Source organism: Paenibacillus tyrphae (assembly GCF_024158745.1).
Lineage (GTDB): Bacteria > Bacillota > Bacilli > Paenibacillales > NBRC-103111 > Paenibacillus_G > Paenibacillus_G tyrfis_A.
Window position 1 is genome coordinate 57,766 of record NZ_JAMZAW010000001.1, and the last position, 16,705, is coordinate 74,470.

Annotated in this window: 16 protein-coding genes; all 16 read right to left on the reverse strand. The window is 55.7% G+C overall.

Annotated features, from left to right (window positions below):
• Positions 1-76: 76 nt before the first annotated feature.
• A complete protein-coding gene (locus NI000_RS00255; RefSeq protein ID WP_253406738.1) occupies positions 77-1,192 on the reverse strand; it encodes a GerAB/ArcD/ProY family transporter in 1,116 nt (371 codons plus the stop codon).
• Positions 1,193-1,201: 9 nt separating this feature from the next.
• The gene (locus NI000_RS00260) at positions 1,202-2,296 is read right to left on the reverse strand and encodes a GerAB/ArcD/ProY family transporter (RefSeq protein WP_253406739.1); all 1,095 of its coding nucleotides are present in this window, start codon (positions 2,294-2,296) and stop codon (positions 1,202-1,204) included.
• Between the two features lie 39 nt (positions 2,297-2,335).
• Positions 2,336-2,566 carry a hypothetical protein gene (locus NI000_RS00265; RefSeq protein ID WP_216789813.1) on the reverse strand — a complete coding sequence of 77 codons (231 nt, stop codon included), beginning with the start codon at positions 2,564-2,566 and terminating at the stop codon, positions 2,336-2,338.
• Positions 2,567-2,581: 15 nt separating this feature from the next.
• Complete coding sequence (locus tag NI000_RS00270) at positions 2,582-3,787, reverse strand: Ger(x)C family spore germination protein (RefSeq protein WP_253406740.1); 1,206 nt, start codon at positions 3,785-3,787, stop codon at positions 2,582-2,584.
• Entirely contained in the window at positions 3,784-5,421 is a 1,638-nt protein-coding gene (locus NI000_RS00275; protein ID WP_253406741.1) for a spore germination protein, read from the reverse strand. The genes NI000_RS00270 and NI000_RS00275 overlap by 4 nt, the downstream gene beginning before the upstream one ends.
• Positions 5,422-5,657: 236 nt before the next feature.
• Positions 5,658-6,032 (reverse strand): hypothetical protein, encoded by a 375-nt coding sequence (locus NI000_RS00280; RefSeq protein ID WP_253406742.1) that lies wholly within the window; start codon positions 6,030-6,032, stop codon positions 5,658-5,660.
• Between the two features lie 53 nt (positions 6,033-6,085).
• Complete coding sequence (bioC, locus tag NI000_RS00285) at positions 6,086-6,946, reverse strand: malonyl-ACP O-methyltransferase BioC (protein ID WP_253406743.1); 861 nt, start codon at positions 6,944-6,946, stop codon at positions 6,086-6,088.
• On the reverse strand, positions 6,909-7,772 hold the full coding sequence (locus NI000_RS00290) for an alpha/beta hydrolase (protein ID WP_253406744.1): 864 nt from the start codon (positions 7,770-7,772) through the stop codon (positions 6,909-6,911). The genes bioC and NI000_RS00290 overlap by 38 nt, the downstream gene beginning before the upstream one ends.
• A complete protein-coding gene (gene bioF / locus NI000_RS00295; protein WP_253406745.1) occupies positions 7,769-8,947 on the reverse strand; it encodes an 8-amino-7-oxononanoate synthase in 1,179 nt (392 codons plus the stop codon). Before bioF ends, NI000_RS00290 begins: the two co-directional genes overlap by 4 nt.
• A gap of 12 nt (positions 8,948-8,959) precedes the next feature.
• Positions 8,960-9,985 (reverse strand): biotin synthase BioB, encoded by a 1,026-nt coding sequence (gene bioB, locus NI000_RS00300; RefSeq protein ID WP_375540931.1) that lies wholly within the window; start codon positions 9,983-9,985, stop codon positions 8,960-8,962.
• An 18-nt stretch (positions 9,986-10,003) separates the two neighbouring features.
• The gene (gene bioD / locus NI000_RS00305; protein WP_253406746.1) at positions 10,004-10,783 is read right to left on the reverse strand and encodes a dethiobiotin synthase; all 780 of its coding nucleotides are present in this window, start codon (positions 10,781-10,783) and stop codon (positions 10,004-10,006) included.
• On the reverse strand, positions 10,780-12,147 hold the full coding sequence (bioA, locus tag NI000_RS00310; protein WP_253406747.1) for an adenosylmethionine--8-amino-7-oxononanoate transaminase: 1,368 nt from the start codon (positions 12,145-12,147) through the stop codon (positions 10,780-10,782). Before bioA ends, bioD begins: the two co-directional genes overlap by 4 nt.
• 192 nt (positions 12,148-12,339) lie before the next feature.
• Positions 12,340-13,755 (reverse strand): amino acid permease, encoded by a 1,416-nt coding sequence (locus tag NI000_RS00315; RefSeq protein ID WP_253406748.1) that lies wholly within the window; start codon positions 13,753-13,755, stop codon positions 12,340-12,342.
• A gap of 438 nt (positions 13,756-14,193) precedes the next feature.
• Positions 14,194-15,015 (reverse strand): GNAT family N-acetyltransferase, encoded by an 822-nt coding sequence (locus NI000_RS00320; RefSeq protein WP_253406749.1) that lies wholly within the window; start codon positions 15,013-15,015, stop codon positions 14,194-14,196.
• 102 nt (positions 15,016-15,117) lie between these two features.
• Positions 15,118-15,477, reverse strand: a complete 360-nt coding sequence (locus NI000_RS00325) for a VOC family protein (RefSeq protein ID WP_253406750.1) — start codon at positions 15,475-15,477, stop codon at positions 15,118-15,120.
• 119 nt (positions 15,478-15,596) lie between these two features.
• Complete coding sequence (locus NI000_RS00330; protein WP_253406751.1) at positions 15,597-16,586, reverse strand: ABC transporter substrate-binding protein; 990 nt, start codon at positions 16,584-16,586, stop codon at positions 15,597-15,599.
• Positions 16,587-16,705 lie beyond the last annotated feature (119 nt).

Consider the following 16,705-nt stretch of genomic DNA (forward strand, 5'->3'; position numbering starts at 1 on the left):
CAGCATGGACATGACGATCAGCGATTCGTACCGGCCCCTTGGTATCCTGCTCCCATTATAACGAATCGTCTGCGCTTCAATTACCATTTTTTGTATAACGTTTCGTCTTTTTGCCCCGAACTGCCGCCACCAGCAGCAAAACCGCCGGCCACAAGGCAAACGTCAGCGAAAATACCGGCCACACCTTATAATCCCACGCCTGCTCGTAGCCGACATTCGGATAAATGAGCAGCGCAAAAGGCACAAGGCACAGGCCTATCGGCAAATTGAGCGAGCGGTATTCGTCCACCCGAATCATCTGGGCCAAGCCCGTTACGGCAGCGTAGTAAATGAACACCACTTGATAAAATATAGCGAGCAGCCATAACAAGACAAGCAGCGCTTCGATGCGTTCAAAAAAATGACCGATGCTGATTTTCATCGTCAGGTTGTAGGTCGGATACAGCTCGATGGACGTCCGGTCGGGACCTAGCACCATGACCGTCAATGCGGTTACAGCCGTCAAAATCGCGCCGGAGCTTAGTACGGAGGTGTATAGCGCTTTACCGCACGCTTCGGGACGGCTCACGTGCTTCGGATAAATCATCAGCAATGAAACCCACGGAAAGTAAGCGAAGCTTAAGAATGTGAACGAAGCCCGCGATAGCGGTCCGGGCCCCGCTTCCATTACCGGCAGCAGATTCCCGGTCTGGGCTTCCGGCAGCAGCGATAACATGACGATGACAAGCGCGAACATAAAGATCAGAACAGACGTCTCCGCAGACCGCGCCAAAGCCCCTAGCCCCAGATGCGTCCCGTACAGCATGACGGCAGCATAGAGGATCATCAATACCGGCCTCGGAGTTTCGATGAACAGATTGGTCGTCAGGAAGTTGCCGACGTACCAGATTAAAGCAGCCGCGGAGTAAAAGTTGAAAAAGAGGTAGGCGAGCATAAAGATGCGGCCTGCCGTTTTTCCTAGCAGATGCGTGCTAAGCTCCGTCAACGTCTTGTCCGGGAACCGTCCCGCCAAGGCATTATACAGCGCGACGAGCGCCAGCCCTCCCAAGGTGCCCAAAGCGGCGCCCAGCCAGGCATCCTGCTTCAGCTCGTCGGCCAGTCCCGATGAAATGACGAGCAGCGTAGAGCCTAACGAGAACAAGATCGTCAGGACCGTAAATTGATATACCGAGATTTGCCGTTGACCGTCCATACCTTCACCTCATCTCTTCCCGGGCGACCTGCGCAGCCAAGCCGCTCCGAGCATTAGCAAAGGGAGAAACAATCCGAAGGTGAGCGTGTAAGGCGTCCAGATCTTCGTCGCAAAAAGGTCAAAGTACGGCCGATTCGGAACGAACACCAGAGCCAGCACCATTAAAATCATGGCGAGCGGCAGCGTAACCGACCGGTATCTCGGCAGCTTCACGATCTGTGCTATCCCATAGGAGGCGGCATAGTAGCAGACGGATATTTTGACAAAAACCGTGATAAACCAAAGAAACGCCATAATGGCTTCGATCCGCTCAAAAAACTTGCCGACGGCAACCTTCTGCGCCAGCACATAGCTCGGATAGGCCAACAAAGCGGTCATATCGCTGCCCATCACCAGAATGGAAACCGTGGAGAACACGGTAAGAACGATCGTGCCGACAGCCAGACCCGTTGCAAAAGCTTTCGCCCCCTTGTCCGGGTTGCGGACCAAAGGAAACAGCATGAGCAGGATGACGCTTTCCTCCAAATTTCCCAAAAATCTTAAATTCCCTTCCATAATCGGTTTCAGACCCTCGCTCAACACCGGCTGGGCGTGCTCCAGCTTGATCTGCGGAGAAATAAACAAGACCAACATCAGGTAAAGCAGCACAAACGAAGGAAACACCAATTCGGACGAGCGAACCAGCGTAACCGCCCCCTGCCGCACACCGAGTACGATGACGCCGGTGAACAGCAGAATGACGACCTCGATCGGGGTCTCCGGCATCATCTGCGTCGTGATGAAGTCCCCGATTTCATAAAGCATGAGAGAAATATCAACCAGAATAAAACTGACGAAAGAGCAGGCTGCCGCCGTTCCCGCCCATCGGCCCAGGACGGAGCGGCATAGATCGATCAGCGTCGCCGGAAAGTGGCGTTTGGCCAGCGTCGTGTACAGCCAAGCGATCGCCAAGCCCTCGATGCATCCGACAGCGGCTGCCAGCCAGGCATCCTGCTTGGCGGAAGAAGCCAGCCACGAAGGCACGTACAACAGCGCATCCCCGACAACAAATAAAATCACAAGCAGCGTAAATTGATGGGTATCGATCTTGTCGTTATCGAACATACGGTTCCACCTGCCATTTCTTCGACAGACGATATGGGCTTAAGCCGAACTTCCGTAGATGAGATTGCTCAGCGGCTTATACAGCGCGGAAATCCAATCCAGCGGATTGGGGATGTTGAGCCGCAGCACTTCCGCTATCCCCAGACTTGTTCCGACGAGACACAGCAGGAAAAACGTCCACAGCTCTCTTTTCAGCTTTCGCTCCATCAAGGAACGCCATTCGATAGCAACAATCGCGGCAGCGGCCAATAAGACGAGCAGCACCTTCATGACGAACGCTCCTCCTTATTTCATTTTGTCGATGAACGATTGTCCCACCTTGCCCGTTCTGCGCAGTTTGACGTCGATCCGGGTCTCTACTTTGGCGCTCATGAAATATCGGTCCCAATCGTCCTTTAACCGATTCCAATTCCGTGGATCGTACCGGTGAATGGCCTCGCCGAATCCGAAGATGTCGGAGCGGCTGCTCTGCCGGGCTTTGCGGACCGCCTGTTGGATGAAACCTTCAATTTTCCGCTCCGCCTTGCGCTCCAACGCATAGATCGTCTCCGGCTTGGACAAATCTTCCTTGCACGACACTTCTCCCACATTGCCCTCGGACTCGACTTCGACAGTTATCACCGGTTCACCGCGGGGCGCGCTGCCTTTTAAGTTTGTATGGCTTCGAAGAATTTCAATCGTCGCCCTTCCCCCCGAATCGCACGGAACATCCGTCACCGTAGCGTCGACACGGTTGGTAATATAACTGAAGCCTCGGCTTTCATCCTCATTCAACCAGCCGACCAGCTTGTCGTTCTTGAACACCCCAATGCTGGAAAACCGGAAATTGCTGCGGGGGTTGACGGTTTTCAAATTCGCATCCGTCTGGCCTTGGCGAGGATCCCCGCTCAATTGCAGGCCAGTCATCACTCCTTCCTTGCCTACTTTCATCAGATCCGTAATAAACTCGTCCAACGTTATGGCAATGGTGGGAGACCAGTTTTTTTCGGAGATTTCCAAACTTTTCAGCAAGGCGGTGGCAGGCGACTGCTCGATCGGTACGATCTGGCTCATCACTTCCCTAGCTTCGACGCCTTTGGTCACGATAAGGTAAAAATCCGGCCGAATTTCATGATCGCGCAAAAACAGATCAAGGACGTCCCGGAGTCCTTCGCGCGCAAGAGCCTCGCTAAATACAAGGACCCGGATATGAGCAAAATACAGCTTGCGGGGAAGCTTGGTCGTCAAACGGCGAAAGCCTTCAAAGACCGAATCCGCCTTTATATACTGCGTCGTCACCGGTAGACTTGAGCCGCCCCCGCCTCCCGGAGCTTCACTCCCCGCTTGCCCCATGTTGAGCACTTGGAGCGACAACAAGTATTGGTTATCGACCCTATCGATGCCTACGCCTGTAACGATCGCCAGCTCGTTCAGCTCGCGGCGGCTCCAGCAGCCCGTGGTCAAAACGAGCAGCAGGCATAGAACGCAAAACACCGACACGTTACGCCTCATGGGTTACCTCTCCCGCCCTCCCGCTGAAGATGCACTTCCTGGTCAGACGGGACCGTATTTTGCCGTACCGGGTCCGGACTCTGCATCAGGACCGGGCGTCTTCGCATCGCGGACAACGGGAACCGGAGTATGGCGTCTTTTTGGTCGCTTGGAATATATGGGGCAAAAGGCGCCATATAAGGAACTCCGAACGAACGCAGACTGCACAAATGCAGGTTAAGCGCAATCAGCCCGATAAACACGCCGAAAAGGCCGAAGAACGCGGACAATCCCATCAGGGCGAAGCGTAAAATCCGGATCGGGATGGACATCGCGAACGATGGAAAGGCAAAGCTGGCAATGGCCGTAATCGATACGACGATGACCATAGCCGGGGATACAAGACCGGCCCTGACCGATGCCTCCCCCAGTACAAGCGCCCCTACGATGGAAATCGCGGGGCCGATCGCTCTGGGCATACGTATGCCCGCCTCACGGAGAAGCTCGAACGTAAACTCCATCAGGAAGGCTTCGACAGCCGCCGGAAACGGCACCCTTTCCCGCTGTGTCGCGATGCTGGTCATCAGCGTGGTCGGCAGCATCTCTTGATGAAAGGTGGTGACGGAAATAAATAAAGCGGGAGCGAGCAGCGCAAGCATCAGGGAAATGTATCGGAGAATGCGAATAATCCCGTAATCCGACCGGTGATAGTAATCTTCGGGAGACTGAAAAAATTGGGCGAATACGACGGGCACGACCAGAACAAACGGCGTCCCGTCCACAACGATCGCCACCCGGCCCTCCAAAAGATTCGCCGCGACCGAGTCGGGGCGTTCCGTATCATACAGCGTCGGAAACGGGGTAATCGTTTTCTCTTGAATCAGTTCCTCGATATTCCCGCTCTCAAAAATACCGTCGATATCGATGCGGTCCAGCCGACTGCGTACTTCCTCAACCGTGCTGTCGTTGGCAATGCCTTTGATGTACATCAAAGCGACGTTCGTCTTCGTCAACCGGCCGATCGACCGGGATTCGATCCACAGCTTCGGATCTTTGATTTTGCGCCGGATTAAGGCAATGTTGGTCCCCAGACATTCCGAGAACGATTCCCGGGGCCCGCGTACAACGGATTGTACGGAAGCCTCCTGGACGCCGCGGTCTTCCCAGCCCTTCGTATCTGCGGACAGTCCTGTGCCGTACCCGTCGATCAGAATGATCATATTGCCGGAAAGCAGATTGTCGAACAGCGCGTGAAAATGTTCGATTTCGGTTACCGAACTGAGCGTTAAGGTAAAATCTTCAAGCATTTGCAGCGGAGTCCATGGACTCTCTGCCCCGTTCAAATCACGGAATAGCGCCGGATCGCGGGCATGCAGCATGAACGACTCCAGAAACCGGTTAATGATTTCTTTGTCCGTCAGCCCGTCGGTATGAATGACCGCCGCCTTCGTCGTTCCCGAAGCTCCGATTCGAATCGTCCGTATGATCAGATCCGGGCTGTTTCCCGTCGTCGTCCGAATATGCTCTAGATTATGCTCCAAGTCCGGGCTTAACGGCACGGCTTCCTGCGGGGGCGAGCCGACCCGATTGGCCTCCCGTTTTCCCGCAGCGCTGCGTCGGGACCCTCCGGCTCTGGTTGATTTGAAGAAACGCATTCTCCGTCACCTGCATCTTGTATGTCGCTCTAGTTCTACTGATACATTGCTCAAATTTGGTAAAATCTATTCATTTGCCCGATGAAACCAAACAAACGTTCTCTTGCCGTAAACTTCCAAAATACGGTACACTAAATCCTAGTGGTTCGAATGGCCGAAAGGTCCGTCAAGCCATCAAAAAAAGGCCTGTGGGAAAGCATCCCCGGCCTTTTTTTCGTTCATTAAGATTTCCAATCCTACGCCTTGACCGACAGCTTTTGCAGCAGAACCTCTCCTTCGGTCTTGAACGTTCGTTTCGCCTCCACAAACGATTCGACTTCGCTCAGCTTCGCCGGCCGGTACCCCGGTCCGTCGCAGCCGCAAGAATGATAGCTGAAGCCGTGAGCGTACAAGATCTCGACTTTTTTCCACTGCTTGATATCCTTCTGCTTGGGCGCTTGAAAATCGTGTCCCATATCGTTCATGACTTCGCCGCATTGCGGACATTTGTACTCTCTGTTCGCCACTTCGATTTTGCTCAGCTCATAATCGGACGTTTGCTTGAACACTTTGCGGCACGAAAAGCAAGCGTAAATATTTTTGTACGGGCCATACATTGCATAGCGGCACATCGCCATCCACCTCCGTAACTTCCTTTCCATTTTACCGTTTTCAGGAAGCTTTGTCATGAGGGGACTTCCGCTTGGAGCAAAAGAAGCTGGTACGTGGCTGTAATCCCTTCCGGGGCCGGGAACCGTTCTTCGTACTCCCGAAACATACCTTCGAATAAAGAACGCCAGCCAAGGGCGCGCGAACTGTCCGCCGACGATGCGCTGGCTCCCGTCGCTTTGACCGAGTGCAGAAATTCGCTGACGGAGGCATAGCCTTCGGTCCGGATGGCGCTCTCAGCCCGAACCTCCGCAAAGCCCGCATGTTGAAGCAGGGTACGCCACTCGCCGGCAGAGAGAAACGTAAGGCCGTGCCGCTGCGGCTCCAGACCGCGGGAGCGGTAAACGGCGGCAAACGATTCGTGCAGCTCGCGGAGCGTCTCCGGACCGAAGGTCGTGAACGCCAATAAACCGCCGGGACGCAGCAGCCGCCGCAAATGCCGCAGTGTTTCCTGCGGGCTTGCGAGCCATTGAAAGCAAGCGTTCGAAACGATGAGATCGAACGACATCGGCTCCGCTTGGGCGGCCCACGCTTCGGCATCCGCCAGACGGAAGTTTACGGGGAGCCGTTGGTTTGCGGCAGCCGATGGCGCCTTGGACCGGATGCGCCGTTCCGCCGCTTCCAGCATGGCCGGAGCGATATCCAGCGCGGTGATGACCGCATCGGGCCAGTCGCGCTGCAGCATCTCGGTCAATAGGCCGGTGCCGCAGCCGATTTCCAGCAGATGCGGCCGTGTTGCACGGGCTCCCTGCTTCCAGCGGGCCAGCGACCTGCCAAGCTTATCCGCCATGACGCGTTGAACGCATGCGTGCGCGTCGTAGGATGCCTTAGCGGAACGGTCAAACCGACGGCGAATCGAATGCAGCCTGTGTTCCATGCCACCACCTCCTTATCGCATCGGCGATATGTGCTTCCCGCCCAAGAAACGGGATATGCCCGCCGCCTTCGACCGGCAGGATTTCCGCCTGCGACAGACGTTCGTACAGTTCCTCTGCCGCACCGTACGGGCATACCTTGTCCTCTTTGCCGTGGACAAGAAGCGCTGGACAAGCGATCTCCGGCAGATCCGGCACATGATTCGCAGTTCGCAGAAGCTGAATGCCGGCGAGCAGCGCTGCGGTCGGCCAGTCTCCTGTCCGGGGCAGCTGCGGGAGGAAGCCCGCTTTCTTTTCCCCATCCGAAAGCAGCCGCTCGCGGAACTGGGTTTCTACCGCCAGACGGTCCTTGGCGATTGCCGCCGCCATGTGCCGGAGAACCGCGTCCGGCCAGCCGCGGTCCGCTTCTTCCTTGGAGCGGACAAACTGTGCGGTTGCGCCGAAAAGCACCAGACCGTCCGCGAATCCCCGTGCGGCGAGACGCAGGGCAAGCAATCCGCCGAGCGACCAGCCGGCGATCAGGACTTTTCTGCTTCTGCGGGAGGTCGTCGGAAGCCACGGGTGGGTACTGTCCCACTCGGTGAACCAAGCGACGGAAGCCGCTTCAGTCAGGGCCATCATCTGCTCCGGCGTTTCGGCGCAGATGAACTGTACCGGGACATGAACGAATTCCGGGAGATGCGATTGAATCTCGGCGAATACCGTTTCCGGCATGCTCCATCCGGTCAACCATAAGATGACGGCGCCGCGCGGCTTTGCCGATTTTGGCGTTCCGGCCGATGCGGCGAGCGCCGTTCTGTTGGCGAAAATGCGAATCGGGTCCGTCATCGCGCCAGCACCCCCAGCCGAAGGGCGACCCATTCGATGCGGCTGGCGGCATCGGCCAAGTCGTCTGGAGTATGGGCAGCGGATAAGGAAAAGCGGATGCGCGCCGTTCCGTCAGGGACCGTCGGGGGACGGACGGCAATGGCGGCAATGCCTTCCGCTTCCAGCGCAGAGCTGAAGCGCAGGGCAGTCGCGTTGTCTCCAACGATAACCGGGACGATCGGCGAATCTCCGGGCCCGACTTGGAAGCCTGCCTTGCGTAGCGAGGAACGGAACTGCCGACTGGACGCGGCAAGCCGTTCGCGCCGCCATCGTTCCTTTTGCACCAGATTCAGAGCTTCCGTAACCCCGGCGATCACGAACGGAGGCAGCGCCGTCGAGTAGATGACCGGCCTCGCCTTATTGACCAGCCAACGGATGAGCGTACGGCTGCCGGAAACGTAGGCGCCGTAGACGCCGAATGCTTTGCTGAAGGTTCCCACGTGCACGTCCACGCCGCTCCGCAGCCCCAGCGCATGACACAGCCCTTCGCCGCGCTCTCCATAAACGCCTCCGCTGTGAGCTTCATCGACCATGAGAATGGCTCCGTACTCCCGCTTCAGCGCTACTAGCTCGGTGAGCGGCGCCGGATCGCCGTCCATCGAGAAGACCGCGTCCGTGACGATCAGCTTGCGTCTTGCATCGCGGTGCTTATGCAATAACCGGCGCAAATGCTCCATGTCGTTGTGACGGTACCGGGCTTGGTCGGCGCGGCTTAACCCAATGCCGTCCACGATGCTCGCGTGATTCAGCCGGTCGCTGAACACGACGTCTCCGCGGCCTGCGAGCGCCTGAATGACGCCGAGATTCGTCATATAGCCGTTGGCAAAAACCAGCGCGGCCTCGCTCTGCTGCCAAGCGGCGAGAGCTTCTTCCAGAGGGTCATAGGGAGGCCGGTTGCCGGTGACAAGACGCGATGCGCCGGAACCGGCTCCTTCGGCGAGAAGCGCTTGTGTCATGGCGTCAACAATAGCCGGATGGCGAGCCAAACCGAGGTAATCGTTGGAGGACAGGTCAAGCAGCGTTTTTTGTCCGCGCAGCACGTAACCTTGACGGCCGGATTCCGTGGCGCTGATCTGCAGCGAACGGTTCAGCGACTGATCTTCCAGCTTCTGAAGCTCGTCTTCGATCCATTTCATACCGTCACCGCCTTAAAGAGCGCAGGCTTCAATCTCAAAGCCCAAATCTTCGATCATTTGATAGTCAACCGCTGCCTCCTGCCCTTTCGTCGTCAAATAATCGCCGACGAACAGCGAATTGGCGGCGTACAAGCCAAGCGGCTGCAGCGTCCGGAGATTGACCTCGCGGCCGCCCGCCACGCGGATTTCCTTGGACGGGCAGATCAACCGGAACAACGCTAGCACCCTGAGCGCCTTCATCGCGGGAGTACGGTCCACTTTTTCCAGCGGAGTTCCCGGAATGGCGTTCAAGAAGTTGACCGGAATCGAGTCGGCTTCAAGCTCCCGAAGCGCGTAAGCCATTTCCACGATTTCGCGGTTCGTCTCGCCCATGCCGATAATAACGCCGGAGCAAGGGGACAAGCCGTAGCGTTTCACCTTTTCCACGCTCTCGACCCGTTGATCGTAGGTATGGGTTGTCGTGATGGAAGGGTAGTTCGCTCTGCTCGTGTTCAAGTTATGATTGTAGCGGTGTACGCCCGCTTCCGCGAGGCGTTCGGCTTGATCGTCCCTCAGAAGGCCGAGACATGCGCAAATTTTGAGCGGCATCGTGGCGCGGATTTCCTTCACCGCTTCGATGACCTGCTCCAGCTCTTTGTCCGTCGGGCCTTTGCCGGACGCGACAATGCAGTAGGTTCCCGCTTGACGGGCCATCGCTTCGCGTGCGCCGGCCAGCAGCGTGGCTTTTTCCAGCAGCGGGTACTTGGCGATTGGCGCGGAGGATACGACGGATTGGGCGCAGTAGCCGCAGTCCTCGGGGCAAAGGCCGCTTTTGGCGTTAATAATCATGTTCAGCTTGACTTTCTTGCCGTAAAAATGTTTGCGTACCCGAAAAACGGCCTGCAGCAGCGGCAGCACTTCGTCGTCATCGGCCTCAAGCACGGCGAGCCCTTCTTCGACGGACAAACATTCTCCATCCAGCGCTTTTTGCGCCAACGTCTGCCAATCCGCGGCCGTTTCGGGCATTTCGGGTATTTCAGGTATTCCGGTTGCCTTCATCCTCATCTCCCTCTCCTCCTATTGACTTCTTGCGTCCTCTAACCTTTGTCGGACCGGCGAAATGTCTATATGCTGGTTCACGGCTCGCACAAGCCTCTCCATCTTGGCTTCGCCGCTTATCCACGGGAACCGTCCCAGCACGCGAAGACCGCCGTAGCGCTCAATCAGCTCCGCATTCGCAGCGGTGCTCGGATCGTTGCGCGATGTCGCGTGATCGACCTCGTTCATCACAACGCCTGCGACCGGAATTCCCCGCTGCCGCAGCAGCGCTGCGGTTAACAGCGTATGGTTGACCGTGCCCAGGCCGCAGCGGGCGATGATCAGCGCCGGAACGCCGAGCTCGGCGATGAGGTCCACCACGAGGGCATCGGAGGTTAACGGCACGGCAGCGCCCCCTGCCCCTTCGATCAGCAGCGCGTCGTACCGTTCGGCCAACGGTTCCCCTGCCGCCAGCAGCCCGGCCAGCGTCAAGCTTACACCGGCTTGCTCGGCGGCAAGTGCCGGAGTCAGCGGCGCTGCGAACGAAAACGGCGCGACTTGTTCCGGATGGTCGGCGATATCCGTCCCGCGCAGCAGCCGTTCGGCGTCGGTGACTCCCTTACCGATAAGCCCCCCGCTCTGGACCGGCTTCCAGACGCCGACGTTCCGCCCTTCGCTGCGAAGTGTGGCGGCGATGGCCGCCGTAATCACCGTCTTACCGACGCCGGTATCCGTGCCCGTGACGAATATTCCGCGCCACCGTTTCCGGCCTTCCAGCTTCTCGCTGCCGTACGCAGATGCTATGCGCGCCCCGGTCACGCTCCCCAGCCTTCCTCGGTGACATCGTAGATCGCGGCCGCCAAAATATCCGTCATCGCATCCAGCTCCGCTTCCGTACTGGCAAGAGGCGGGATCAAAACAATCACGTTGCCGAGCGGGCGGGTCAGCATACCGAGCTCTCGCGCCCGCATGCAGACACGGACGCCGATACGGTCCGTCCAGGCATAAAGCTCGCGGGACTTTTTTTCCCGGACAAGTTCGATCCCGATCATCAGACCTTGCTGCCGGATCTCGCCGACATGCGGCCAATCGGCAAGCGGAGCCAATTTCTTCGCCGCAAATGCGGCCTTTGCATTGACCGTATGTATCATCTTTCGTTCTTCGAGAAGTCGGAGGCTAGCTAGCGCGACGGTGCAGCCAAGCGGATTGCCCGTATACGAATGACCGTGAAAAAACGTTTTTTGCTCCGAGTAATCGGCGTAAAACGCAGAGTAGATCTCGTCGGTCGCCAGCGTCGCCGCAAGCGGCAGATAGCCGCCTGTCAATCCTTTGCCAACAACCATCAAGTCGGGCGATACGCCCTCCAAATCGCAGGCGAACATCGCTCCGGTGCGGCCGAAGCCCGTCGCCACCTCGTCGGCGATCAGCAGCACGTCGTGCTTACGGCACAGCGCGGCAATCTCGCGCAAGCATCCTTGCGGCATGACGATGATGCCGCTCGCTCCCTGCACGACAGGCTCCACGAGGAGAGCCGCCATCTCGTCCGCCCGCGACTCCAGAAGCTCCCGCAGCGCGGACAGCGTTGCTTCCATCGCGGCGGAAGCCCCGCCTTCGGTACGGTAAGCGTAAGGATACGGAATGACGCAGGAGGAGAACAGCAGCGGGCGGAAGATGTTGTGGTAAAGCGGAATCGCACCGACGCTAACAGCACCGAGCGTGTCCCCGTGGTAAGCCTGGTTCATCGTAATAAATTTCGTTTTCCGGCCGATGCCCCGGTTGTGCCAATACTGGAACGCCATCTTGAGCGCAATCTCCACGCCGGTTGCACCGGCATCGGAATAGAACACCTTCGTCAGCCGTTCCGGAGCGATGCGCACCAGGTTCGCGGCCAGCTTGATCGCCGGCACATTGGCCATGCCGAGCAGAGTCGAGTGAGCGACTTTCGCCAGTTGGGACGCTACCGCTTCGTTCAACTCTGGAACGTTGTGTCCGTGCACGTTGAGCCAGACCGACGAAAACCCGTCATAGTAAGCGCGTCCCCGAACATCATAAAGCAAGATGCCTTCGCCCCGTTCGATAATGAGAGGCTCGCCTTTAACATAGTCCTTCATCTGTGTAAACGGATGCCATAAGTACGCCTTATTCCAGGCCGCCAGCTCTTCGCAGGTTGTGGCCGTTTCCATGACCGTCACCGCCTCTATCGTTTTAATTGTTAACCTAAAATAATATATATTGGTTAACAATCGATCTTATTCTAGCAAACCGATGACCTCGTGTAAAGCAAGAGACTATCCCCGGCTTAAGTCCCGACAAAACGAAAAGACCCATGGAAGACATTCTTCCATAGGCCTTTGGGGGCTTCGAGCCAAGCGCTATTATAAACTTTTCCCCGTCTGCTCTTGCTTCGGGTGCTTGTGCCGGTAAAACAGATAGTGAACCAAATAGCAAACGATCGTAAACGGGATTCCATAGTAAAGGACGATTTTCTGCTCTTGGTCAAAGGCTAGCCCGACCAGCGCAACGATGCACAGGATGATCGCGAGAATCGGCACAAAAGGAAATAGCTTGACCCTGTATTTCAGATCGTGAACGCTGTTCCCTTCGGCAATAAAACGGCGGCGGAACACATATTGCGATAAGGCGACCCCCATCCAAACCATAATTCCTGCGAATCCGGAAATCCCGGTCAGCCACAGAAATACGGTATCCGGAGCCACAACGCTTGAAATTAAAGCTAACGATGCAATAACGGCGCTGACGATAAGTGCCCGAAAAGGTACGCCTTGTGGAGTCAGCTTGCTTAAGTAAGGACTGGCCATATTGCTTTTGGAGAGCGCCCACAGCATACGCGAGGAAGCGTACAGTCCGGAGTTGCTCGCCGAGAGCAGAGCCGTCAAAATAACAAAGTTCATAATATCGGCGGCAAAAGGAATGCCCATTTTATCGAAAACAAGCACAAACGGACTGTCCGTCAAACCGGCCTCCTGCCACGGAATTAACGAACCGAGAACAAAGACCGACGCCACGAATAAAAATAATATTCTCCAAATCGTATTTCTCGTCGCCCTCGGAACCGATTCTTCGGGATTTTCGCTCTCACCCGCAGCAATGCCGATAAGCTCCGTCCCCTGATAGCTGAAATTGACGGCGACCATCGTCATGAATACGGGAATAAATCCGTTGGGAAACAGCCCTCCGTCATGGGCGAAGCCCGAGCGGATCGGAGCCGAATTCAGCCCCTCGAATGGCATCAGTCCCACAATAGCGGCCAGCCCTAACAAGATGAACAGCAGGATCGTGATCACTTTAATGCTGGAGAACCAGAACTCGGATTCGGCAAAAAGACTCGCGGAAAAGGCGTTAAGCAGGAACATCAGCACAATGAACAGCGCGATCCATACCCACGAGGGCACATCGGGGAACCATCGGGTCATCAGAATCCCGGCGCCGACCCATTCGGAGCCGACGGCGACAATCCAGTTGATCCAGTACAACCAGCCGATCGTAAACCCGGTAGCCGGACCTATAAACTTGGTGGTATAGGCCTGAAATGAACCCGTCACCGGCATCACAACCGCCAGCTCGGCCAAACACAGCATGACCAAATACATAAGAAGTCCGCCGGCCAAATAGGCCAGGACAACACCGCCCGGCCCGGCTTGATTGATCAAATACCCCGTACTGACAAACAAGCCCGTACCGATGGCCCCGCCCAGCGAAATCATAAACATATGCCGGCTTTTCATGGAACGCTTCAGACGGTTGTCCTTTTCCTCGATTGCATTAGCCATATAACAATACCCCACTTCCAATAATGTCATTTTCTAGTAAACGCTTACAATTATTTTGTTAAAATGGCCGTTTCCTCAGACTCCCCTCCGCAATCATCTTTTGCTAAAAATAAAAAACTTAGCATGTCCGGACATTTCTCCTTCACGCCAAGCTCTTTTCTATAGACTATAAGCTAAACAGAGCTATGAAAATGAAATTTGTAATTTTTTCCTAATTATACTATAATTCATCATTAAGTCAATAATTTGTATATCCTAAACACCGCTTCGGCTTGTTTTTAGTCGTTAAGTCATGCCTCACTGTAAATTCGACAACATTCGCGCTTTTCCTTTTTCCAATGTATGGACCTCGGGAATTTTTGTAGGCCGATCGAAGACATGAAAAAAGAGGAAGCCTTTCGGGTTTACCGATACTCCCTCTTACGAGCCCTACATAAGCTAAAATTCGAATTCGTACACCTTCGACTTCTCCTTCAGCACGAAACCGCACTTGTTGGCCAGCGCAATAGACGCCTCATTCTCCTCATCCGTCGTCCAATGAGGCACTAAGCCATTGCGTACGCAATGATCGAGATAAGCGAAGGTGACCGCCGCTCCGAGCCCCTTCTGCCGCTCCTCTTCCTCATAGGTGCGAACGACAAGGTCATGTCCGTTCCCGTAGACATAGCCGGAGAAGCAGACGCTTTGCACGGTCTTGTCCTTCAACACGCAATAGCCGAACCCTTTGTCCATAAAGTCACCGGTCGAATTCCAGAATTCGCTCAAGTCTTCAAGAACGAAGTTGTTCGCCGGATCGTTTAAGAGATCGGCATCGAGCGGCGTAATCTGAATGCGGCTTTCCGCCTGCGCCAGTCTGAGCTTTGAATATCGATCCGTCGTAAATTCAAACTCCAAATCTTCGCCCTCAACCAATTCATAGTCCGTTAACGCTTCATTTAACGTCTCATCCCAAGCTTCGTCCGCAACCGCGACGGTAAACCAGGTACCCCCGATCATATCCAAGGAATCCTGCTTTATTTTCTGGTCCATGTACGAATTCAGGTGTGTTATAAATTCGGAATTGCGGCAATCCCCAACGAAAAAAGCGATGCTCGCGATCGCCCAGATCATAGCCGTTCTCGGGCGCTCGGGATCGTCCACGAAAATTTTGCCCTTGTTGCTGCCTGCCACAATGCTCATCAGCGCGACATTCGCCTTGTCCTCCTCCGATAACAGAGGCGTTATTTTCGAATATTCGTTTACATCCAGTTCCACAATCACGTTTGGTTCCTCCCCTTGATTTCCAGTCATGTCCTACATTCCCTATACGATCTCAGCGAGAATAGGTTGCCGGAATGGGAAGGAAAAAATCGTTATAACGATTTAGTCGGCTTGAGCATGAGCAAGAATGTTGACAAGCTTGCCGAACGGGTCCCGGACAAAGAAGCGCCGAACGCCCCACGGCTCGTTCATCGGGCCGTATTCGACCACAAACCCGGCTTTCTTCACGCGTTCGAGCGCAGCCTCGACATTGTCGACTTCAATGGACAGATCGGGCGTAGGCGTGCCGGCACCTCCTTCCGAGGCGAAGCTGATTTGAACGCTCATCTCCTCGTTCGAGCCATAAGTGGCGATCCAGCCATGGTCCATCAATAGATCAAGACCGAGCACGTCGTGATAAAAGCTTTTGGCCTCCTCGATCTTCCGGGTGTCAATATTGGCAACGATTCGTCTGACCTTCATTTCCCAACCTCCGTCCCGTCCTGCCGGGTAACTATTTTCGTTCCAAACTCTATTATACGATAAACAACAATAGATCGCTCCCTCCTTAGGGTTAGGAAAGGCCAAGCCATCGCTCGGATCTAATGGGCTTTTTGCACAATATCGCTGCCCAGCTGCTCCAGAAGCGCTTTCTTCCCCAGGGCATAAAATGCCTCGTTATAGTTCTGCTTGCTTGTCATGCGGTAGACGCGCCCGTTCTTGACCGCTTTCAGACCGCTCCACAACTTGCTTTCCTGCAGCACGTTGTTATCGCTGTCGGCCATCAGAATCAGATGATCGGGGTTCAGATTCGACAGCCCTTCCAGGCTGGTCACCTTTCCTCCCCATGGGTCCGGTTCCGGTGTCCCCGGAGCTTGGGGAAGCTGCATATCCCGGAAAATCATATCCGCTACGCCCGTTTTCGAATAAATCCGAATTTCTTTGGCCGTTGCCTCGATCACCGCGAAGGTCTCGTCCTTCGTAATCGCCGTAATTTTCTCGTGCAACTGCTTGGCCTGCTCGTCGTACGCTTTCATCCAGACCTCCATTTCTTTCGTTTTATCCAACGCCCCGGCGACGAAGGCGAAGCGCTCCCGGAACGCGTTGAAGCCGTACGGGACCCGGACGGTCGGCGCGATTTTGCTTAACTGGTCGTAAATTTTATCCTGCGTCGAGCCGGCAAGAATGAGATCGGGATTGGCCGAAGCGATCGCTTCGACGCTCACCTCGGTTTGAAACCAGCCGGTCTTGATCGTATCGGCATTCAGCTGTTGCTTCAATATCGGCGTAAGCTCCTTCGGATTGCCCATCTCGGTATTTCCGGTTGCGATCGGCTGATAGCCCAGAACCAGCAGTTCTTCGGTCGAACCGGATATATCCACGATCCGCAGCGGGCGGCCCGGGATTTCGACCTCCCCTTTGGCGTCCTTGATTTTGCGGGTTTGCGCTTCCGGAGCCTTTCCGGCTTGGCCGGATTGGGCCGCAGGCACACCGCTATTCGTCCCGTTCCCCGTGCTGCCGCTGCAACCGAACAAGGCGAGTGCCATCGCGATCAGCGTAAAACCGGCGATCCCTCTTTTGAAAGCATTCATTTGTTGTCTCCCTCTCTGTATTGATAATGATTATCATTTAGTCATCATACTCGTCATTGAAAACGAGCACTACCGAAGGAGGGATAGGATTGCGGTGTGGCGGATTTTTTTGCGATGGA